This is a genomic window from Ancylothrix sp. D3o (genome assembly GCF_025370775.1).
Lineage (GTDB): Bacteria > Cyanobacteriota > Cyanobacteriia > Cyanobacteriales > Oscillatoriaceae > Ancylothrix.
In genome coordinates this window covers 455,373-476,609 of the sequence record NZ_JAMXEX010000002.1, presented here as the reverse complement: position 1 = coordinate 476,609, position 21,237 = coordinate 455,373, and the positions used below count along the sequence as shown (strand labels likewise).

Here is a 21,237-nt window from a genome sequence, read left to right as displayed (position 1 = left end):
TGGATGCCGTGCCAACCAACCCCCACTGCACGGCATCCAGCCGGCCTCGGCTAGGAAAGAGAAATTTAGATTTCACCCCCTTTAGCTACTCCTTAGAAGACAACGTAAAAGCCCGAAAATGCTGAGCTTGCTGCTCAATTCTCGTGGCCAGCCGGTCGCACACCAAATTACACAACTCAAAAATCAAGCCATCTTCCACACGATAATAAGCAGAAGTACCTTCAGTTCGTCGGCTGAGAATACCCGCTTGTAGCATCACTTTCAGATGCTTCGAGACATTGGCTTGGCTAGTTTCGGTAGCCTCCACCAACTCTTGTACACATTTCTCACCGTCGCGCAGTAAGTTTAAAATCTTGAGCCGCATCGGCTCACTCAAGATACTGAAATAATCAGCAACTTGCTGGACAACTTCTTGAGGGACAGGCTGCGCTGATTTCATCGGATCAACCATCACCAGGACTGATCCCCAAATTTTAGCAGTGAACCAGTCTATGCCAATACAGCGATTTACTCTCTATTTTTAACTTTCATTGCAGCTAATTTTAAGTTTTGTATCAACTTTAGAAATTAATCTCTTGATTTGGAAATTTTGGCCCGCCAGCGATTAAATTTTGCAACATTTCCTGATTTTTTTTTAACATTTCCTCTATCACACCCTAAAACCAACGTCAAGAAAATAATATCAATCTAAATAATATTTGCAACAAAACTTTGTAGAGACACAGCAGGCTGTGTGTCCCTACCATTTGGCCCTAAAAATTAACTCCCCCCCCAACCTTAATCAACCTTGATCCGCATCAAAACTTGACCATACTCGACCGGCGCACCATTTTTGCCCAAAATTTCCACCACCGTACCGGAAACCTCGGCATCAATTTCATTCATCAACTTCATCGCCTCAATAATACACACCGTCGAGCCGGTGGTAATGCGATCTCCAACTTCCACAAACGGCGGCTCATCCGGCGCCGGCGCACGGTAAAACGTCCCCACCATCGGTGACATCACATCCACCAGCTTTTTATCAGAAGCCGGCGGCCCAGCAGAAGGCTGAGCAGCTATGGCCGGGGACGGTTCAGGAGAAACCACCGGTGCTGGTGGCGCTGACAACCGCACCTCTGCCGGCCCAGACTCCGGCGGATGAACCTCTACAGAATGGCTATTTTTACGCACCGTCAATTCAAAATCGCCGCTTTTTAACATCAGTTCTGAGATATCAGTCTGATCTAAAGCCGCTAACAATTCGCGGATTTCTTTTAAGTCCAGTTGCACAGATATTGCAATCCTTTTATATATTCAACAGATGATCGGCTGCTACGCCAAACTTAGACATTCCAGACATTAAAGTTTTTTCTTGACCTTCGCTTCTTCCCCCTGCGAACTCGCCAGAGACAAAACTACATCATGCTGCCTCAGCCCGCGCAGCCCTTAATAAAGAAAATGGAAAGTTGCCTGAATTCGGGCGGCAACCCCCCCCCAGACAAACGCTTAGGCCCGTCCTAAATAAGAATCATCTCGCGTATCGATGCGAATTTTTTCACCAACCGAAATAAACAAAGGCACCTGAATTTGAGCGCCGGTTTCTAACTTGGCCGGTTTACTTCCGCCGGTCGCCGTATCACCTTTGACACCCGGATCAGTTTCCACCACTTCCAAAATCACCGAGTTAGGCAACTCAACTTCTAAAATCTGCTCACCCCAACGGACGACGTTAACTTCCATCCCTTCCTTGAGGTACTTGACACCAGGCCCAATTTGTGCAGAGCTAAGGGTCGCTTCTTCGTAACTTGCCATATCCATAAACACGAAGCTTTCACTTTCTTTGTAGGTGTGCTGCATCGTATTCTTTTCTAAAGTCGCTTGCGGTACCGTTTCACCGGCTCGAAACGTCCGCTCAACAACGCTACCCGTTTGCACATTTTTCAACTTAGTACGAACAAAGGCAGCACCTTTACCAGGTTTGACGTGCAGGAATTCAACAACCCGCCAAACGTTATCATCTAAAACAATAGTTACACCGGGGCGAAAATCATTACTGGAAATCATTTATCTTGCATGGGCATACAATCGGCATTTCATTTTACCTCGATTGCGGCACGAACGCTGACACATTCCCGGCAAAACCATCCACACCCACTGCCTACGATTCGACCGTGACGGCACTATGGCAAGATGTTGAAGGTGGAAAGTTGTGGGATCACATCTCCACCCAGCCTTTTTTCAAAACCCTGTCTCCCTACATAAGAAAAGCATGAATCAATTCAAACGCTGGCTAAAAACAATGATCGCAGCCGTACTAGCCATCACTCTGTCGTTAGGACTCAGTGCAGCCGCAGACAAACGAGATTACGGCTTGCCCGCCGGCAATGCTATCACAGACGGCAGGGCTTTGTTACGATATGCCCTCCCCCTCGACAACAAGCCGGTGCGAAAACTACAGAAAAGCATAGAAGATATTTCTGAACAACTGCGGGCCAACCGGCGCTGGAGTGCTGTTAAAAGAGATGTTAGCGATGCTCAAAGAATTATCAATAAGCCTCAAGATTTGCTCTCCAGTGTTCCTGATGAGAAAAAATCCCAAGCAGAAGCACTCATCGCTGAAATCAATCAAGCCTTAACATCTTTACAACAAGTAGCAGAAGCCAAAGATAAAGAGCAAACTTGGATTCAACGCAGCAATTTATTACTATTAGTCGGCGATCTCGAAGGCTTAATGGTGAAAGATTTCCCCTTCCAAGTCCCCGAAGAATATAACAACCTTCCCCAACTTTTAGGCCGGGCTACCGTTGAAATAGCCACCGATAAGGGCCCAATTACTCTGGTGGTTGATGGTTACAGCGCACCCGTAACCGCAGGTAATTTTGTTGATTTAGTTCAGCGCGGTTTTTATGATGGTTTAGAGTTTATTCGTTCGGAAGAGTCTTATGCTTTGCAAACCGGCGACCCCACCGGCCCGGATGAAGGTTTTATTGACCCCAAAACTGGCAAATATCGCAACATTCCTTTAGAAATTTTGGTGCAAGGTGAAAAGGAACCTCTTTATGGCACAATTTTTGAAGATGTTGGTCTTTATCGTGCTCAGCCTGTTTTGCCTTTCTCTGCCTATGGTACCGTCGCAATGGCGCGTCCTGAACCTGAGCCAAATGGCGGTTCTTCTCAGTTTTTCTTTTTCTTGTTTGAGCCAGAGTTAACACCGGCCGGTTTAAATTTACTCGATGGCCGGTATGCCGTTTTTGGTTATGTGGTTGACGGCAAAGATGTCCTCGAAAAAATCAAAAAAGGCGATAAAATTACCTCCGCTAAAGTTGTCCGAGGTGCCGATAATTTAATCCAACCCCAAAACTCCTAATTTCTTTGTCAACTTAATCTTTTTCGTAGGGTGGGCATAGCCCACCTTTTTTTGTTAAAATTTGATAGGTATGTTATTTTATCTTTACTTATGCAAATAATAGAAATTTTGTTATTTCTCAGCACCGGCGCTTTTGTTACTCTCGGTATTGTTAACTCCCTGAAAGCCGGTCAGCAACAACAACAATTACAAACAACTTTCTACCGGCTTCTGGAAACCCAAAATAGTAATATTTCTTTGATTCAACTCGCAGCCGCTGCAAAAGTTGATGCCCAAATCGCTCGTCAGTATTTAGAAAATCAAGCCAAAGTTTTTAACGCTTCTTTAGAAGTTGATGAAGACGGTAATACCTATTATTGTTTTCCTAAACTCTAAACTATCAGCCACCCCCCTATCTTTGGGGCCGGTGGATGCCAAAGCTTTGCTTTTACACTCGCAAGGGTGAAAGGCTATTTAAGCAACCTTAAATAAATCGGCTCTCCTATTAAAAATTCTATCAAAAATTACCAAGATTAAAATCCGTGACTCAACAAAATCAAGAGCAACAAATTAAAGACATCGGAGAACAAGGACTGCTTAAAAAATTACAAAAATTCTGTCCGGCAAATATCGTAGGCGATGACGCAGCAATACTCGATATTAAAGCGAATCAATCACTCGCCGTCACCACAGATATCCTTGTAGATAAAGTACACTTCAGCGACATCACAACCTCCCCAGAAGATGCCGGCTGGCGAGCCGGTGCTGCCAATTTATCTGATCTTGCCGCAATGGGTGCCACACCCCTCGCCATTACCGTTGGTTTAGCACTCCCCAACACCACCCCCGTTAACTGGGTAGAACGCCTTTACCAAGGAATGCTTTCTTGTCTGCAACCATACAACACAATTATTGCCGGTGGAGATATCGTTCGCTCACCCATCATTACAATTTCGATTACAGCCTTTGGACAAGTTAACCCAGAGTTTACCATTCGCCGCAGTAACGCTCAACCAGGATATCTTATCGTTGTCACCGGCCCGCACGGCGCCTCCAAAGCCGGTTTAGAAATATTATTAAATACTCAACTCGCAGAAAACCTCACACCGCAAGAAAAAAATACCCTAATTCAAGCACACCGGCGCCCCATCCCCAGACTCGACATCCTCCCCCAACTGTGGCATATCTTATCCACCTTTTCACCACTCCCCCTTGCCGGTATGGATAGCAGCGACGGTTTAGCCGATGCAGTTATTCAAATTTGCCAAAACAGCAACCTTGGAGCCAAAATTTACGCCGAAAAAATCCCCATTCCCCAAGCTTTAAACAAACTTGTTTCCCCCGAACAAGCCTTAAACTGGGCATTATATGGCGGCGAAGATTTTGAATTAGTTTTGTGCTTACCGGCACCCATCGCCCAACAACTCGCAGCAACTTTAAAAGGCTGTGAAATTATTGGAGAAATTACCTCAAAACCAGGCATTTATTTAACTTCAAAAAATGGAAAAATCCCCGACCGAGAACTGAATCTCAACCAGGGATTTCAACATTTTTAAGCTTAAATTTTCCCATTGTGGGACACGGAATTACCGTGTCCTGAAGCCGTTTAAGCCCACTTTTGAGCGACCAATTCAGCAAGATCGACAACCCGTTGGCTATAACCCCACTCGTTGTCATACCAAGAAACAACCTTCACCATATCGCCATCCATCACCATTGTCAGGCTAGAGTCAACGATAGAAGAAGCATCATTACCACGATAGTCAGAAGACACCAAAGGCAAATCGCTGTATTCTAAAATCCCCTTCATTTGGCCTTCAGCAGCTTTTTGGAGAGCTTCGTTAACTTCTTCAGCAAAAGTCTTTTTCTCAACTTGCGCCACAAAGTCCACAACGGAAACGTTAGGACTCGGTACACGCAAAGCAATACCATTCAGCTTGCCTTTCATGGCGGGGATCACCAACGATACCGCTTTAGCAGCGCCGGTGGAGGTAGGAACAATGTTGATCGCAGCAGCACGAGCACGGCGGACATCGCGGTGGCTGGCGTCGAGCAAGCGCTGGTCGCCGGTGTAGCTGTGGGTGGTGGTCATTGTACCTTTGATAATACCGAAGTTGTCGTGCAACACTTTCACCACCGGTGCTAAGCAGTTGGTGGTGCAACTGGCATTACTGAGGACGTTATACTTGTCGTGTTCGTAATCCTGATGATTTACGCCCATCACATAGGTACCAATATCGGAACCTTTACCAGGAGCGGTGATCAGAACCTTTTTAGCACCGGCCTCAATATGCTTAGATGCGCCGGCGTTATCAACAAACACCCCCGTCGCTTCGATAATCAAATCAATTCCCCAGTCTTTCCAGGGCAAGTTTAACGGGTTGCGATCTGAGACACACTTAACTGTATGACCGTTGACTGTAATTGAGTTGTCATCTGCACTGATGTCTACACCCTTCAACGTCCCCAGCATCGAGTCATATCTCAGCAAGTGCGAGTTAGTTTTTGGATCAGAAGTGTCGTTAATTGCTACGAGATCGAGTTGGCTGTTGGTTCTCGTCAACCAGCAGCGCATGAAGTTCCGTCCGATACGTCCAAACCCGTTGATCGCTACTCTAATCACTGCGTCTTGCCCCTTTTTTTACTCTATAAGATACTTCAACCGTCCCTGTGTGTATCGCCTGCGACGACGCCCACGCTAACGGGACTTGGTAATGAAAATACCATAAAACAGCATCAAGGATGCTTTTCTTTGCCGGAAAGGGGATCGCTGAGATTTTGCCTTGGCTCTGCTCTAGCTTGTCTGGTTTTGTTTTTTATCTAGCGGATTTTAATTTTCCTTTGTTTTTTCCAGGCGGTTGTTTAAAGCTTTGAATTTATTTCATCTTTTTTGCAAAAATCTCTCTCGCTTACTTTTCTACTTTGCCAATAGACACATCAGTGTACTGTCTTCTCTTCTGCTGTCAGCGCTAGGGGTCTTTCAATTGCGACCGCACGAACTAATCAATAATCTGCTCTGTCGGCTCAAATAAAATATTCTTTATTTATTGCATTTTTGGATTATTTAAATCTATCTTTTTTTTGCCAGCTTATCCGCAGGAAAACATTATTTATAGGGGGTTTCCAGTTGTCTAAACTACAGTACAGAGGTTCTAAAAGCCTGTTCTAAACTTGGGAAATAGGCGCGAAAGCGGGTTTTTAGCGTAGCAGGGAAAAACCCTATATATACAGATTGATTGAGATAAACTTTCTGAGTTTGAATATAAATTTTTACGGTTTTGTTATCGGCACAAATTTTAATTGCCCAGCAATTAGAAAACTTGTTTTTCGAGTTTTTTGGGGTTTGTTTGTGTTCAACACAGATTTTCATCGCTGTGAACCCACCGGCCTCAACCCTATAGCACGAAAAAGTCATCCCCACCCAAATAAAAATTTATTTCTTTAGAAAGATGACAAAAAACCTAACATTCTCTGTCACAATCAAATCAGAAAAACTCTTATCGGCTGTTTCAGGCACAGGTGTATCTCCAGACAGTGCTGCAAAACCCCCCCAGGGGGTGAAATCAACCCGTAATTTTCTGCAAACCCAGGAACGCCCGCCCAAATGTTTAAAATCCATCCAACCGCCCGACGTCTCCACAGGAGAAGCTTAGAAAAACACGCCAAGCACGACAAAAAGCAATCCTCTGGCCGGTTGTCCGTACCATCCTATCGCACACCCCCCCACATCGCCATCGGAGCATTTCTGCTCAACGGCCTATTCTTAGCAGTATTACTCCACAACTTATTTTTAGCAATACCAGCCTACAGCGCAGAAACGTTCACAAGTGAGGGCAAAACACAACCTGCCTTAATTGCCAAAGAAAAAGAAGAAGAAACAGAACTATCGCCCTTTGACAAAACCATTCAAGGCAGCGAAAAAATACAAGGACTTTTCACCCTTTATCAAAACAAAGAAAGTGGAGAAATTTTTGCAGAAATTACCCCCGAACAGCTAGAAAAAAACTTTCTCTGCACCATCACCCTTGAATCAGGCATAGGCGAACGCGGAATTTACAGCGGAATGCCATTAGGAGACTATCTATTTTATTTTCGTCGCGTCAACAAAAACCTGCAATTTGTTGTTCGTAACGTCAATTTTCGCAGCAACCCAGACGATCCTCAACGCCGGTCTTTAGAACGTTCCTTTAGCGATTCGGTACTTTCAGCCCTCACAATAAAAAGCAGCCATCCAGAAAGCAAAAACCTACTTGTTGATTTAAGTGATTTATTACTCGGAGACTTTCCGGGGCTTTCTTCCTTGTTTCAAGGCGTTTTGGGAAGTTCCTATCAACTCGACCGTAATAAATCTTATTTTGGCGACGCAAAAGCATTTCCCCTCAACCTAGAAATCGAATCTGTGTACAGTTTTGAGGTCGGCAATAATAGCGAAAACTACGCTTATTTACCAAGTTTAGCTGATAGCCGAGCCTTCACCCTGCGAACTCACTACAGTTTTTCGGAAATTCAAGAAAAAAACAACTATCTGCCGCGTTTTGCTGATGACCGCATAGGCTATTTCAACACAGTTTATAAAGATTTTTCCAGCAAAAATTCTCAAGAACCTTTTGTTCGCTACATCAACCGTTGGAACCTCGAAAAACAAGACCCCAACGCCCTGCAATCTCCCCCGAAAAAGCCGATTATTTTTTGGATAGATAACGCCGTTCCTCTGGAATACCGCGATGCGATCACAGAAGGCGTTTTAATGTGGAATAAAGCTTTTGAAAAAGCGGGGTTTATTAATGCCATCGAAGTCAAACAAATGCCCGATGATGCGGACTGGAACCCCTCTGATGTGCGTTATAACACGATTCGCTGGATGAATTCTCTTGATGGTGCTTTCGCCCTTGGGCCATCGCGTGTTAACCCCCTGACCGGCGAAATTCTTGATGCTGATATTATCGTTGATGCCAACTTTGTCCGCGCCATGAAAACCGAATTTAGTAACCTGGTTGAAAAAAACCAGGCCGGTTCTTCTTTGTTTTCTCAAGTTGCCGGCAATTCCGATTTTTGTAACTACAGCAGTTTTGATCGTTATCTACCCCAACCAAACAACAAAAACCAACCTCTAAATCGTAACCTTAACAGGGCTATGCACCGGCATGATTTGTGCTTTGGACTGCAAGCAGCCGATCAATTTACGGTGGGTGCCACAGCGATGTCTTTGCTCAACAATGTCACGCCTGATAGCCCCCAAATGAAAGAATATGTCCATCAATTTGTTCGCTCTTTAATTGCTCACGAAATTGGTCATACCCTTGGACTAAGGCATAATTTTCATGCCAGCACTTTCTTAAAACCGCAAGAGTTAAACAACCAGGCAATTACTCGCACAAAAGGCTTAGTTGCTTCGGTAATGGATTATTTTCCAGTCAATTTAGCGCCGATTGGTCAAAAACAGGGTGATTATTATCCGTCGATTATTGGAGTTTATGATGAGTGGGCAATTATGTATGGTTATCAACCCGTACCGGCCACTACTTCCCAAGCAGAAAAGCCTTATTTAGAAAAAATTGCCCAACGTTCTGCTCAACCAGAATTAGCTTATGCCACCGATGAAGATGTGTGGATAGATGATTTAAACCCCTATGCCCAACGCTTTGATTTAAGCGCCGATGTCGTGCAATATGCTCAACTTCAAATGGATAATGCCCGTGCAATGTGGGCCGGTATGGAAAAACGTTATCCTGCCAAAGGTGAAAGTTTTAGCGAATTGCGAGATTTATTTAATGCGGTGTTTAGCTATTATTTACAGCAGGCATTTGTGGTGGCTCAATATGTGGGCGGACAGTCTTTTACTCGCAATCACCAAAATGATCCTGGGCGACGTGCTCCCTTTGTGCCGGTGCCGGTGGTGCAACAGCGTCAGGCTCTTGCTACTTTACAAACTTATGTGTTTAATGATGGGGTGTTTCGTTTTTCCCCAGATTTGTTAAATAATTTGGCACCTTCTCGCTGGGTACATTGGGGAATTTCTTCTCCATCGCGTTTAGATTATCCGATTTATGAGCAGGTTTCTGTTTTACAGCGGTTGGTGTTGCGGGTGTTGATGTCTCCCAATCGTCTAGCTCGCTTGCGAGATGCTGAACTTAAAGGGCAACCCGGTCAAGTTCTGGCATTACCAGAGGTTTTTGATACTCTCCAAACCGGCATTTGGACTGAAATTGTGGCCGGTGCTCCTACGAAAATTTCCAGTTTGCGGCGTTCTTTACAGCGCGAATATCTCGATATTTTGACCGCAATGGTTCTCAATAAAACTCAGGCGCCGGAGGATGCTCGCACCTTAGCCCGGTTTAAATTACGACAGTTGCGAGATGCAATTAGTACAGCTATGTCGCAAGGAGGTAATTTTGATACCTACACTCAAGCACATTTAGAAGAAACCCGCGATTTGATTGCTAAAGTTTTGGACGCAAAGTTAGAAAGTAGTTAAGTGGGATTTTTTGAGGGGTGTGTGGGGGGTTTTGGTCAAGAGTCATGGTTCAAAAGTCTAATGAATTTTGACCAATGATTCTTGACCATTGACTTTAGAAGTTATAAGCAATTCCGACTTGACCTTCTAACTCGACATCACTTAAAAACAGCAAGTTTGCCATGCCGGTCAGCGTTAACTGACGAGTTAACAGAAAATCGGCACCGCCGGTGAGCATCACATTAAAGTCTGCTTCGCCATCATCAACGGTGATAGCGGCACCCAAACCGGCAAAAGGTGAGAACCGGCTTGTCGGATCATTAGCGTCAAAAACAGCCATTCTTGGCTCAACCGTAACCGGTACGCGAATATCTAACTGACTGCCAAACCCAATACTGGGACGAACTGATAAGCTGGCCACCGGATCGTCAGAGGGAAATTGTAAGAGTTGAAATTTGCTGAATACAGTAAAGTCTAGGACGTCTCTACCGGCACCAAAGCTGAAACCAGCGCCGACAAAGTTAGATCCGGGGACAACTGTGCGGCGGCGGATCTGAGCGATTTCGTAGGTGGTGTTGTTGGGCACACCGGCTTCTAGTTGGCCGTTTTCTGTCGTGTTTGGCGTTAAATCTAAGGCTGAGGTAGACAGTTGCGGACGATTGGCAAGTTTTTCTGCCGTTAAAGTCGGTGCCGGTTCTGTGGCATCCGCACTCAAAGATGCTGGTGAGTTTTTAACGGGCGATAAAGTTAGCGGTGTTGTCTCGTTTAAATTGGTTTGTTGCTGTGTGGGTGTGTCTCTGAATAATTCTTGTGTGCTGGGTTCTTCCAGATGCAGCGGTTCGGCCACTGCCGCCGAATTTCCCCCCACGATACTCAAAGCACTCAAACTTAATAATAAAAGCAAACCCTTTGTTAAAGATTTCTTCACGGTTTCTCCTCTGTACTGATTGATGGCTCAATACTATGCACGTCTAATTTATATTTAATTAGCGTTCTGTCAGGCCATAATCCATCTTGGGATAGATTTTGCCTTGGCCAACTAAATAACAATTAGCTTATTGATATTTTTAACTATTTTTTCTCAAAAATTCAAGGACTGGGTAGTGGAGGCGGGGGACTTGATGCAGGTTTGGAAGCCAAGATTTACCTGTTGATCTTGGCCCATTACCTGTTGTTTTAAAAAAAATCGGCTTTATAGCCACCTGGCCAAAATCCTCACAAAAACCCAGCTTTTTTTAGCTTGACGCTATAAATTGCCAGATCCAACTTGACAACTTTTAGCTTTTTGGTTCGGGAATCGTAATATCAATTGATGTTACCTTGATTCCATTTCCTAAACTACTTAAAGCTGGTTGAATTTGGCTGCTATTTCCGACAACCAACGTCACCATATTTTCTGGTTTTAAGTAAGTTTGGGCAACGCGCAGCACATCCGCTGCTGTGGTGGCTTCAACACCGCGCCGGTATTGAAAGATAAAATCACTCGGATAGCCATAATACTCATAGCGCATTAACCGCGACAGGGTACTAACCGGGTCAGCAAAGTTGAAAATAAAAGAATTGAGAGTTGATTCTTTAGCAAACGCCAATTCTTCCGGTGTAACCATTTCACTACGAAGGCGCTTAATTTCATTAAAAATGCCTTGAATAAACGGCACCGTTGCCTCAGAACGAGTTTGCCCACCGGCTATAAACATCCCCGGATAGTCATAACGAGCACTCCAAACACCATACACAGAATAAGCTAAACCTTGACGAGAACGAACTTCATTAAACAACCGGCCTCCAAAGCCATTAAGCAAATCATTGAGAACCGTTAAAGCCGGATAATCGGGACTATTTAACTGACCTCCTAACTGTCCTAAAAGCACAGAACTTTGGGTTAGTTGAGGTTGATCAATAAAAAAGACACCGCTATTATTAGCCTGAGAAACCGCAGGCAAAGGCGGAACCTTAAAATTTTGATCAACCGGCCAATCACCAAATTTCTCAGCAATTAACTTTCGCATCGCCGCCGAATCAAAATCACCAACAATCCCCAAAATCATATTATTGGGGTGAAAATATTGCTGATAAAACGCTACCAAATCTTCACGGCTGATGTTATCAAGCGAAGCATATTCAGTTATGCGACCATAGGGGCTATTTTTGCCGTAAATAAGTTTAGCAAACTCCCTACTGGCAATATCATTAGGATCATCATTGCGGCGAGCAATACTGCCTTGACGCTGGGTTTTAGCCAAATCAACTTTATCAGCAGAAAAAACAGGCATCCTGACTACTTCCGCAAATAAATCAAAAACCTCCGAAACATCTTCAGTAAGAGAACTAAAACTAGCACTACCCGCATCAATAGAAATCCCCGTTTCCACCGAAGCAGCCTTTTGTTCTAAAATCTCATTAAGCTGATCAGCAGTATGTTTCCTCGTGCCACCAGTTCGCATCACCTCACCAGTAATATCGGCCAAACCCACCTTATCTGCCGGTTCAAAACGTTCGCCGGTGCGAAATAAAGCAGTCCCACTAACCAGAGGCAACTCCCGATCCTCCATCAAAAAAACCGTAATCCCGTTATCAAGCTGATAGCGAGTATAATCCGGCAACGTAATTTCTGGCAGAGGCGGAAACTGCAACTCTGTATAGTGTTTAGCCTCCATTCCCTGCGCCGAAGCTTGACCAAAAGCAGGATCAGGCATACGTCCCACCAAAAACGTAAACACTAAAACCGCAACAGTCAAAAACAAAAACCGTTTCCTTTTTCCGTAATACCGATAACTCATCTTTTCTCCTTCCCTACAAAAAAATCAAACCAAAAAAAACACTCATCAACCCCTAACCCACAACCAAAAACCCATCTGCGTTAATCTGCGTTTATCTGCGGTTAATTCAAAAACCTAAGACCGAGGTAAAAGCTTACCAATAGTGCGATTTTGCTCAGTAAAAGTAGCCTTAGAAACCCGCTGAACATCAGCCGGAGTCACCTTAGCTATACTATCCAACTCCTTAAACAAATTCCGCCAAGAACCAGTCTTTATCTCATACTCTAAAAGCAATTCTGCCATGCCCTGATTAGAATCAAGAGAACGCAACAAATTAGCCCGCGATTGAGTTTTCACCCGGTCTAACTCCCTTACAGAAACCGGCTCCTTTTTCAATTTTTCAATTTCCGTATGCAAAGCTTGTTGCACCTCATCAACTGTATGACCAGGTGCCGTCAAAGCATAAAAAAGCATTAAATTCGGAAACTTTTCCCCAGGAAAACCACTAAACCCTTGAGCATTTAACGCCACTTGTTTTTGTTCAACCAAAGACTTATAAAGCCTCGAAGTCCGACCATCACTCAACAAAGAAGCAATCATCTGATAAATCACATGATCCGGGTGATTCATAGCAGGCCGGTGGTATCCTTCCAAATACCAAGGCTGAGTTTGTAACTGCAAAGTAACTTGGCGAGTTTCCGTTTGTGGAGGTTCAACACTTTGGACATCGGTCGGGGCCGGTTTAGCTGGATAGCGACCAAAATAAATCTCAGCCAAACGTTTAACTTCCGCAGGATCAACATCACCTACAACAGCCATCGTTAAATTACTAGGGCCATAATAAGTATCAAAGAAATCTTGGATATCTTGGCGAGTCAAATTGCGGATATCTTCGTCATAACCAATAACCGGACGCTTGTAGGGATGAACTTTATAAGCCGCATCCAAAAACACCTCAATCATTTTACCAATCGGCGAGTTATCAGTACGCATCCGGCGTTCTTCTAAAATCACCTCTTTTTCTTTGTAAAACTCCCGAAAAACCGGCTCTAAAAATCGCTCCGACTCCAGCGACATCCATAGCTCTAATTTATTCGACGGAAAGCTATAAAAATAGCGTGTTGCATCAGTCGAAGTATTCGCATTCAGCCCGACACCACCAGAACGCTCAACAATTCTGCCGAGTTCATTTTGAACAGCAAATTGAGCAGCATCGGCTTCAATTTTATTGAATTCGGCTTGTAATTTAGCCACCTGCGAATCATTTTTCGCAGCTTTAGCGGCGCGAATTTGGGCGTCGAGTTGGTCGAGTTTCTCTAGCAGCGGTTGTTCGGCTGCGAAATCGTTGGTACCGATGCGGCGCGTGCCCTTAAAAGCAAGGTGCTCAAGAAAGTGAGCGACACCTGTTTTGCCAGTGGGTTCATTTGCCCCGCCAACATCAGCATAGGTGAGAAACGAAACCACCGGCGCCTGATGTCTTTCGAGGACGATAAATTTCATGCCATTTTCAAGGCGGAACTCGCTAACTCGGCTGATCACTCGATCCAGATAAGGTTGGATCGACTGAGCGATTTGTTGCGATTTTGTAATGCCGGCAATTGCCGAAAGCGGCGATGTCGGCCACAGCAGTGCCACAACCAAAAGCATTATTCCTAAACGACGCCACCCCAAAAAAGGCGAGCGGCGGCGGGGTTTTGTAGGTATCAGACCTGAAAAAACAAAACGAAGACTCATAAAATACAACAATTTGGCGTGCTATTCCAAAAGAATCGCGGGTTAGGTTAGCTGCTAAATACGGCTCAAAGTTAACGAACTGTGAAAGTTTTCGATATTTCCCTTCTGAGCGTAGGACAATAGCCTTACAAATTCTAATGTTAAGTATTAATTGATTGCTATGCGAATATTTAACCGGCCTCCCCAATCTGAAGCTCAAACACGGACTCGGATTTTGCAGGCGGCACAGCGTTTGTTTGCTCATAAAGGCTACGATGGCACCACCACCCGCGACTTAGCGAATGCTGCCGGTGTTGCCGAAGGGACTTTGTTTCGTCATTTTGCCACCAAAAAAGCAATTTTAGTGGAAGTCGCAACGCAAGGATGGGTCGAATTGCTAACCGACCTGCTGACCGAGTTGAGCGAAATGGGCAGTTATAAAGCAGTGGCCCAAGTAATGCGCCGGCGAATGTTACGACTACACGAAAATGCAGACATGATGCGTGTCTGTTTTTTAGAAGCTCAGTTTCATCCCGATCTGCGCGAACAAATTCAGCAGGAGGTTATCGCCAAAATGACGGATGTTGCTGAGGCTTTTTTTCAAACGGCAATGGATCGCGGCGTCTATCGCCAGATGAACCCCCGGATCGTCGCTCAAGTATTTTTGGGGATGTTTGCGGTGGCTGGGTTTAGTCAAGATACCATGCTTGAGGGTGGCGGTTCTCCCCAAGCGATGCTGGAAATGGCCGAGGGTTTGGCAGATATTTTTCTCAATGGGGTTTTGAATCCAGACGCAAAATGATCGCCGGATTAATTTTTCTTCTGGGAGACTGGCCCAAGAACCGGCGCCCCCCAGAGAAAAGTTTATCTGTTCGGACAAACGCATGGAAAGTCAAAAAGCGGGTTTTTTTCCGAAAATCCTTCCTTCAAGCAACGCAAATAAGCTAAAAAACCCCGTTTCTTTGCTCTTGATGCCTCAGTCCTATATGTGCTTTGTTTCTAGCGTTTGTGCTTGTTGTATCCACTGCTGCACTATTTCAACGGACGGACATAAATCTCGCCGTTGCATTGTTGCTACTTGTAGGCGCAAAACTTGCTGGTATAGTCGGTGGGTTGGCATTTGGGAAAGTTGGCTAACAGAACCGACTCCTGCATGAAGCAATAGCCCACAATAGTCGCATCCTACTGCTGGTAAGCGGGCTAAATCTGCTAAAGCTACCCATTTGTTAACATATTGAATCTGGATTTGCAAGTAATTTGCTAAGGCTTGTCGCTGGTTTGCTGTGTCGGCTTTTTTAAGGAGTTGGCCGGTATTTGTAATGCCGGCTGTGCTCAGTTGTTTTCGATCTTGTTCGCTTAATCCAGGTAGCTGGTCGAGGGGCCAGTCACAATTTTGGATACTCTTTCGATAGGTTTTTTGATTGGTTGCCATAAGTTTTTTGCACAGTTTTTTTTCACCGGCTTGCCCCCCTCCAAAAGCAAGACTGGCGATGTTTGAGGAGATGCTGACTAATCACTAAAATTTGTCGGCATCTGCTTTTGTTTATCTTATCTTAAGAAGGAGTTCGCTTTTTTTAACTAAAGGGTTGCTGATGTTAACGCCAAAAAATCAATCAGGAAATTTAATCGACACTATCGAAACTCTTGCCAAATTTATGACTGGGCTTTTGCTGGTAAGTGTTTTTGGATTGACCGGTTGCCAAGGTCCTAAGCCTCCTGAGCCTGTTGCGCCACCGCAACCTGTACAACCCAACGCCGTGCCACAAAACCAATCGCAGCCTAATAATCAGGGCGATGCAGATGATAATGATAATGAGGATGATGATGATGATGATGATGATAATGATAAGAAAAAGAAGCCCTAAAATTTAGGGGTTTTTTACCCAGATGAGATAAAGGATCTCTCTCGCACTGGGAGAGGTTCTTTCTATATAGGCTCATTTAATTTGTTGAGTTTGGTTTGTTGGGTTTTGTGCATTTGTGTCAGAGAATTTTGTTTTTTAACCGCAGATTAACGCAGATTAACGCGGATGGTTTGTCTGCTTGTGTTTTGAGGTTAAATGGTTTTTAATGCTGGATTGGGTATCATTTGAGGTTAATGCTATGGATTTTGGGGTAAATGTTTCACCGGCTTTGCGGGAACGTCGTTTAAAATTAGCAGCGTTAGTTAATTTTCCGGTAATTTTGTGGTCGGGGCGTAGTTGTTCACGGAATTATCCGGCTAATGTTTATCGTTTTCGGGCTAGTAGTCATTTTCTTTATTTTGCCGGTTTGCCTTTAGAAAATGCGGCGATTCGTTTGGATGCCGGCAAGTTAGAGTTATTTATTGATGAAGCAACCCCAGAAAGTGCTCTTTGGCATGGGGAAATGCCAAAACGTCAAGAGTTGGCTGAGTTAATTGGGGCTGATGCTGTTTTTGATTTGGCAGAATTACCGGCAAAAGCTGCCGGTGCGGCTACAATTTTTGTACAAAATTTAACAGTTCAAAAGCAACAAATTGAAGTTTTAAACCGGCCTATTTTTCCGGCTAAATCTCCACAAGGAATTGATTTAGAATTAATCAAAGCAATTGTTTCTCTGCGTTTATGCCATGATGATTTGGCAATTTCTGAATTACGCAAGGCGGCAAAAGTAACAACCCAAGCCCATAAAGCGGGAATGCAAGCAACTTTGGCAGCAAAATTCGAGGCTCAGGTTCGGGCTGCTATGGAAGCGGTGATTATGTCTGAAAATATGACGACTTCTTATAATAGTATTGTCTCTGTACATGGGGAAGTTCTGCACAATGAGTCTTATCATAATCAAATAAATTCCGGTGATTTATTATTAGCTGATGTGGGTGCAGAAACTTCTCTGGGTTGGGCGGGGGATGTGACTCGCACTTGGCCGGTTTCTGGCCGGTTTTCTAGTACGCAAAAAGATATTTATGAGGTAGTTTTGGCGGCGCATGATGCTTGTATTGAAAAGATGCGTCCGGGTGTGGAATATATGGATATTCATTTATTGGCTTGTCGGGTAATTGCGGAAGGTTTGGTATCTTGTGGAATTTTAAAAGGAAAGGCCGAAGATTTAGTAGTAATGGATGCTCATGCTTTGTTTTTCCCGCACGGAATTGGGCATTTAATCGGTTTGGATGTGCATGATATGGAAGATTTGGGAGATTTGGCCGGTTATGAGGAAGGACGCACCCGGAGTGAGCGTTTTGGCTTGGGTTACTTGCGGTTAAATCGGTGTTTAAAAGCGGGGATGCTGACATCTATTGAGCCTGGATTTTATCAGGTACCGGCACTTTTAAATGACCCCGAAAAACGGGCAAAATATGCGGAAATTGTGAATTGGGACAAGTTATCTTTGTTTGCGGATGTGCGGGGAATTCGGATTGAAGATGATGTTTTGGTAACGGAAACAGGTACAGAAGTTTTTACTGCTGATTTGCCTGCTGGGGTGGCGGAAATTGAGGCTTTGGTTGGGGGTGAATAAGATTAGGTTATTTTGGGCTTAATTACCCCCGCCGGCTATTTTATGAAAAATCAAGGAATTACTCGAACCTAACCGCCGCCAACAATGGTAACAATTTCTAATCGGTCGCCTTGTTTGATCACAGTTTCTTGCCAAAACTGCCGGTGTAAAATTTCGCCATTATATTCAACGGCCACCAAACGAGGATTTAAACCCAATTTTTCCAAAAAAACCGGCAGCGTTGTATTTGCTTCACAGTTTTTTTCTTCACCATTAACCTGTAACTTAATTTCTGCCATATTCTCCTGATTTTCTGCTTGCAACTAAAGACAAATAAGCCTTAACTATTTAGATGAAGACTCCTAACAAATGATTAAGGATTAATGACCGACTCCGAACTTTTCAAATATCGCATTGTTTGAAATCGATTAAGCTGGGAAATAAAATACTGAGTCACAAGCGTAGGCTGTTCTGCCTGCATAATTGCCCGTACCACAGCCACTCGCTGGGCGCCGGCCCCCAAAACATCATTTAAATTTGTCATATCAATTCCCCCAATCGCAAACCAGGGAATCGGACAATTTTGGGCGGCATAACTAACATATTCAAAACCCGCAGCCGCCTTGCCTTGCTTTGTGGGAGTCTCAAAAACCGGCCCCACGCCAACATAATCAGCCCCTTCGTCAAGCGCCTTTTGCAACTCCTCTGCATTCGTTGTCGAACGACCAATCACACGAGCAGGGCCAAGCATTTGACGAGCCATCGCAATAGGCACATCTTGCTGACCCAAATGTACCCCATCAGCATCTACTGCCAGGGCCAAATCTACGCGGTCATTGATAATAAACAGCGCCCCATAACGGTGACACAAATTGCACAAGATTTTGGCATTCCGCAGACGCTCGCAGTCCTCGGATTCCTTATCACGATATTGTACTAAAGTCAAGCCTCCTTGAAGAGCCGCCTCAACAATGGTAAATAAATGCTCTGCCGCCGAAGTCACCAAATATAAACCAGAGCGCTGCAAAAGCTGATGACGAGGATAAGCCATCAAACTACTTTCGAGGTTATAAACCCGATAACGCATCTGCTTAAAAATCGAACCCATCTGAGGATGATAAAGCTTGCCATATTCTTCAAGCACCCGCAGAGCCTCCTCCACGCGGCTAAAATTCGCCTGCAAAAGATCCGTAATACTGGCGCGGCGCTCTTCTTGGGGGTGAGAAAGGGCAGTACCAACATCGCCCAAAGTATCGCGCGCCGCACGCAACTCTGGGGAGTGCCACTTGGCTAACTCTTGCCGCATTTCCTTACACTCAGCCGCAAAAGAACTATTATTAAGACCAAACCGGCACCACTCCTCAAGAATTCGTAAACCTTCCCTAGCGCGGTCAAGATTGGCATCTAAAATCCGAAAAACGGCATTTTGAGCAACAGAGAGACTAAAACCTTGCATTGGTTCACCCCAATTCGATCCATCCACCATCATTAACACCCCCATAGTCAATTAAATTTATTGTTGGCTCCCAGTCTGTCGCGTTTTAGCGTTTTTCCTAAGAATTTAACCTCTTTGTAGCAATAGCTGGAAACATTTTTAAGCTTTGCTGCTTATGATCACAGATCCGACAAAATAAAAAGCAATAGTAGAGGGGGTATCAGCCACCCTACCAGACGGCATAAAATATCTCAGTAAAATAGACCGGGTGCAATTTTATCAACAAACAACAAATTTTAACCCACCTTGGAGGCAAGTCGTGACGTTACCTTCTTATTCCAGTCACCAAAATCTGAGGCTCGCCCTAGCGGTGTCTTCTCCCAAAACGTTGATTTTAGGAGTCTGCCTAGCAGTGAGCGCCGGCCTGATTAGCTACAGCCCAGCGGCAAACGCCCTACAGTTTCCCACAAACCCCTCCCTCCTCGCCCAAGCATCTAACCAAAACGTCTTGTACGTCAACTCCAACAGCGGCGATGATAGCGGCGGAAACGGCAGCCAAAGCGCCCCTTTTAAAACAATTACCCGTGCCTTGGGCCTGGCGGCACCCAACAGCGTCATCGTTTTAGCCCCTGGCACCTATAGCGCCCAAACCGGCGAAACTTTTCCGATTATTATGAAACCTGGAGTGATACTCCAAGGAGATCCAGCCTCCAAAGGACGCAACATCCAAATTATCGGCGGCGGTGGCTACGTTAGCCCGACCGTTGGCAGCCAAAGCATCACTATTTTAGGAGCAGACGAAGCCGGTCTTACCGGCCTGACGATCAGCAACCCGACCGGGCGCGGCTATGCTGTCTGGGTTGAGTCTACCAGCCCCGTCATCGCCGACAATACTTTCACCGGCAGCACCCACGACGGGGTTTCTGTTAACGGTAATAGCTCGCCGGTGATCCGCAACAACCAATTTCGTCAAAACGGTGCGAACGGAGTTACGGTTTTTGGGACTTCCAGCCCAGAAATCAGCGACAATATTTTTGAAAATACCGGCTATGGCGTCAACATCGGTGGTAACAGTGTCCCGACTCTCACCGGCAATCGTATTTTCCGCAACCGTTCGGGGGTGATTGTCCAAAACAGGGCAAGGCCGGTACTGCGAAATAATTATATTGAAGGCAATATTCAAGATGGAATTGTTGCTCTCGGTCAGTCGCAACCAAACTTAGGCACGGCCACCGAAGCGGGGGGTAACGTGCTTCGCAACAATGGTCAGTTAGATATCAACGCCCAAAAAGCCAGCGAAATGATTCCTGCTTTCGGCAATCAAATTATGGGCAACCGCACTGCCGGTCGTATTGATTTATCGGGTAGAGTCAGTGTTAGCCCGCCCCCTGTTGCGACTCGGCCCGCTCTTCCTCTGCCTTCTGCACCACCGGCCAATTCTAATAATAATTTCCCGCCCAGCCGGCCTGCACTTCCTGGCCCTCGTCCCTACGAGCCGGTGTCTGCTCAAACTGCCGTTGATATTCCAGTTCCCCCGCCTGCAACTGCGGCAGTGCCCCAAAATGCTGCTATTTCTCGGCCTTCCACTCTGCCTGGTTTTGAAGCGCCTCCGGGGGGTGGGGCCGGTTCTGGTGGGGTTTTGCCGGTGCCGAGTGCTAGTATTCCCTTGGGTAGTGGTGGCGCTTTTACGCCGTCTCCGGCGGCGGCGGGGAGCGGTTCCTTGCGCTATCGGGTGATTGTGGATGTCACTAGCGACCGTGAACAAGGTCGCGTCCGAGCGCTGTTTCCCGAAGCTTTCCGCACTTTTTTAAATGGTCGAGTTGTTATGCAGGCGGGTGTTTTTAGTTCCCGCAACAATGCCCAAGAGTTAATTCAAAGGCTGGAAAGCAACGGTTTTAAGGCTCGCATGGAAGAGTTGCCCTAACAGGCATTTGTCCAAAGGTAGTAAATCACCACTGATCACCCTTTGGACAAATCACTCTAGGCAGCTATTAAAAAAATGATCCTCACAAGCCGGAAATGTCTTCCTTGATTGGTTTGTTAATATAATCACCCAATCTCAACCCCATTTTAATTGCTATAAAATGGG

18 protein-coding genes are annotated in these 21,237 nt (G+C 45.2%); 8 read left to right on the top strand and 10 right to left on the bottom strand.

The genetic code is table 11. The features are described from left to right. Window positions 1–85: 85 nt before the first annotated feature. From NG798_RS06320 to efp, 3 genes are all read right to left on the bottom strand, one after another. Window positions 86–439 (bottom strand): metalloregulator ArsR/SmtB family transcription factor, encoded by a 354-nt coding sequence (locus tag NG798_RS06320; protein ID WP_261221546.1) that lies wholly within the window; start codon window positions 437–439, stop codon window positions 86–88. A 338-nt stretch (window positions 440–777) separates the two neighbouring features. Beyond that, window positions 778–1,272: an acetyl-CoA carboxylase biotin carboxyl carrier protein gene (accB, locus tag NG798_RS06315; RefSeq protein WP_261221157.1), complete on the bottom strand. Its 495-nt coding sequence runs from the start codon at window positions 1,270–1,272 to the stop codon at window positions 778–780. Between the two features lie 216 nt (window positions 1,273–1,488). Beyond that, the gene (gene efp / locus NG798_RS06310; protein ID WP_261221155.1) at window positions 1,489–2,046 is read right to left on the bottom strand and encodes an elongation factor P; all 558 of its coding nucleotides are present in this window, start codon (window positions 2,044–2,046) and stop codon (window positions 1,489–1,491) included. A 205-nt stretch (window positions 2,047–2,251) separates the two neighbouring features. Here efp and NG798_RS06305 point away from each other — a divergent pair, with 205 nt between their 5' ends. From NG798_RS06305 to thiL, 3 genes are all read left to right on the top strand, one after another. Beyond that, on the top strand, window positions 2,252–3,349 hold the full coding sequence (locus NG798_RS06305; protein WP_261221154.1) for a peptidylprolyl isomerase: 1,098 nt from the start codon (window positions 2,252–2,254) through the stop codon (window positions 3,347–3,349). Window positions 3,350–3,439: 90 nt separating this feature from the next. Further along, entirely contained in the window at window positions 3,440–3,724 is a 285-nt protein-coding gene (locus NG798_RS06300; RefSeq protein ID WP_261221152.1) for a hypothetical protein, read from the top strand. A 146-nt stretch (window positions 3,725–3,870) separates the two neighbouring features. After that, entirely contained in the window at window positions 3,871–4,884 is a 1,014-nt protein-coding gene (gene thiL, locus NG798_RS06295; protein WP_261221150.1) for a thiamine-phosphate kinase, read from the top strand. Between the two features lie 50 nt (window positions 4,885–4,934). On the opposite strand, the gene NG798_RS06290 is transcribed toward thiL, so the two are convergent. After that, window positions 4,935–5,951: a type I glyceraldehyde-3-phosphate dehydrogenase gene (locus NG798_RS06290; RefSeq protein ID WP_261221148.1), complete on the bottom strand. Its 1,017-nt coding sequence runs from the start codon at window positions 5,949–5,951 to the stop codon at window positions 4,935–4,937. A 981-nt stretch (window positions 5,952–6,932) separates the two neighbouring features. On the opposite strand from NG798_RS06290, the gene NG798_RS06285 reads away from it, so the two are divergent. Continuing rightward, on the top strand, window positions 6,933–9,803 hold the full coding sequence (locus NG798_RS06285; protein WP_261221146.1) for a zinc-dependent metalloprotease: 2,871 nt from the start codon (window positions 6,933–6,935) through the stop codon (window positions 9,801–9,803). A 94-nt stretch (window positions 9,804–9,897) separates the two neighbouring features. Here the strand turns inward: NG798_RS06285 and NG798_RS06280 are convergent, their stop codons facing one another. The 3 genes from NG798_RS06280 to NG798_RS06270 form a co-directional block, all read right to left on the bottom strand. Then, complete coding sequence (locus NG798_RS06280; RefSeq protein ID WP_261221144.1) at window positions 9,898–10,710, bottom strand: hypothetical protein; 813 nt, start codon at window positions 10,708–10,710, stop codon at window positions 9,898–9,900. A 349-nt stretch (window positions 10,711–11,059) separates the two neighbouring features. Further along, window positions 11,060–12,478: a pitrilysin family protein gene (locus tag NG798_RS06275; RefSeq protein WP_261221545.1), complete on the bottom strand. Its 1,419-nt coding sequence runs from the start codon at window positions 12,476–12,478 to the stop codon at window positions 11,060–11,062. Window positions 12,479–12,676: 198 nt separating this feature from the next. After that, entirely contained in the window at window positions 12,677–14,188 is a 1,512-nt protein-coding gene (locus NG798_RS06270) for a pitrilysin family protein (RefSeq protein WP_261221142.1), read from the bottom strand. 247 nt (window positions 14,189–14,435) lie between these two features. Here NG798_RS06270 and NG798_RS06265 point away from each other — a divergent pair, with 247 nt between their 5' ends. Beyond that, on the top strand, window positions 14,436–15,056 hold the full coding sequence (locus NG798_RS06265) for a TetR/AcrR family transcriptional regulator (RefSeq protein ID WP_261221140.1): 621 nt from the start codon (window positions 14,436–14,438) through the stop codon (window positions 15,054–15,056). 180 nt (window positions 15,057–15,236) lie between these two features. Here the strand turns inward: NG798_RS06265 and NG798_RS06260 are convergent, their stop codons facing one another. Then, on the bottom strand, window positions 15,237–15,686 hold the full coding sequence (locus tag NG798_RS06260; protein ID WP_261221139.1) for a DUF4332 domain-containing protein: 450 nt from the start codon (window positions 15,684–15,686) through the stop codon (window positions 15,237–15,239). A gap of 91 nt (window positions 15,687–15,777) precedes the next feature. On the opposite strand from NG798_RS06260, the gene NG798_RS06255 reads away from it, so the two are divergent. After that, complete coding sequence (locus NG798_RS06255) at window positions 15,778–16,119, top strand: hypothetical protein (protein ID WP_261221137.1); 342 nt, start codon at window positions 15,778–15,780, stop codon at window positions 16,117–16,119. Window positions 16,120–16,357: 238 nt separating this feature from the next. Next, entirely contained in the window at window positions 16,358–17,734 is a 1,377-nt protein-coding gene (locus NG798_RS06250) for an aminopeptidase P family protein (protein WP_261221135.1), read from the top strand. Window positions 17,735–17,802: 68 nt separating this feature from the next. Here NG798_RS06250 and thiS read toward each other — a convergent pair whose 3' ends face one another. Next, entirely contained in the window at window positions 17,803–18,012 is a 210-nt protein-coding gene (gene thiS, locus NG798_RS06245) for a sulfur carrier protein ThiS (RefSeq protein ID WP_261221133.1), read from the bottom strand. Window positions 18,013–18,086: 74 nt separating this feature from the next. After that, window positions 18,087–19,169, bottom strand: a complete 1,083-nt coding sequence (locus NG798_RS06240; RefSeq protein ID WP_375338954.1) for a thiamine phosphate synthase — start codon at window positions 19,167–19,169, stop codon at window positions 18,087–18,089. Between the two features lie 247 nt (window positions 19,170–19,416). Between NG798_RS06240 and NG798_RS06235 the strand changes: the two genes are divergently transcribed. Further along, complete coding sequence (locus NG798_RS06235; protein ID WP_261221131.1) at window positions 19,417–21,072, top strand: DUF1565 domain-containing protein; 1,656 nt, start codon at window positions 19,417–19,419, stop codon at window positions 21,070–21,072. Window positions 21,073–21,237: the final 165 nt, after the last annotated feature.

Coding starts and splice junctions, on each gene's coding strand:
- NG798_RS06320 (WP_261221546.1), bottom strand. CDS start 439: ATGAAATCAGCGCAGCCTGTCCCTCAAGAAGTTGTCCAGCAAGTTGCT.
- efp (WP_261221155.1), bottom strand. CDS start 2,046: ATGATTTCCAGTAATGATTTTCGCCCCGGTGTAACTATTGTTTTAGAT.
- NG798_RS06305 (WP_261221154.1), top strand. CDS start 2,252: ATGAATCAATTCAAACGCTGGCTAAAAACAATGATCGCAGCCGTACTA.
- NG798_RS06300 (WP_261221152.1), top strand. CDS start 3,440: ATGCAAATAATAGAAATTTTGTTATTTCTCAGCACCGGCGCTTTTGTT.
- NG798_RS06285 (WP_261221146.1), top strand. CDS start 6,933: ATGTTTAAAATCCATCCAACCGCCCGACGTCTCCACAGGAGAAGCTTA.
- NG798_RS06275 (WP_261221545.1), bottom strand. CDS start 12,478: ATGCCTGATCCTGCTTTTGGTCAAGCTTCGGCGCAGGGAATGGAGGCT.
- NG798_RS06270 (WP_261221142.1), bottom strand. CDS start 14,188: ATGCTTTTGGTTGTGGCACTGCTGTGGCCGACATCGCCGCTTTCGGCA.
- NG798_RS06265 (WP_261221140.1), top strand. CDS start 14,436: ATGCGAATATTTAACCGGCCTCCCCAATCTGAAGCTCAAACACGGACT.
- NG798_RS06260 (WP_261221139.1), bottom strand. CDS start 15,686: ATGGCAACCAATCAAAAAACCTATCGAAAGAGTATCCAAAATTGTGAC.
- NG798_RS06250 (WP_261221135.1), top strand. CDS start 16,358: ATGGATTTTGGGGTAAATGTTTCACCGGCTTTGCGGGAACGTCGTTTA.
- thiS (WP_261221133.1), bottom strand. CDS start 18,012: ATGGCAGAAATTAAGTTACAGGTTAATGGTGAAGAAAAAAACTGTGAA.
- NG798_RS06240 (WP_375338954.1), bottom strand. CDS start 19,169: ATGCAAGGTTTTAGTCTCTCTGTTGCTCAAAATGCCGTTTTTCGGATT.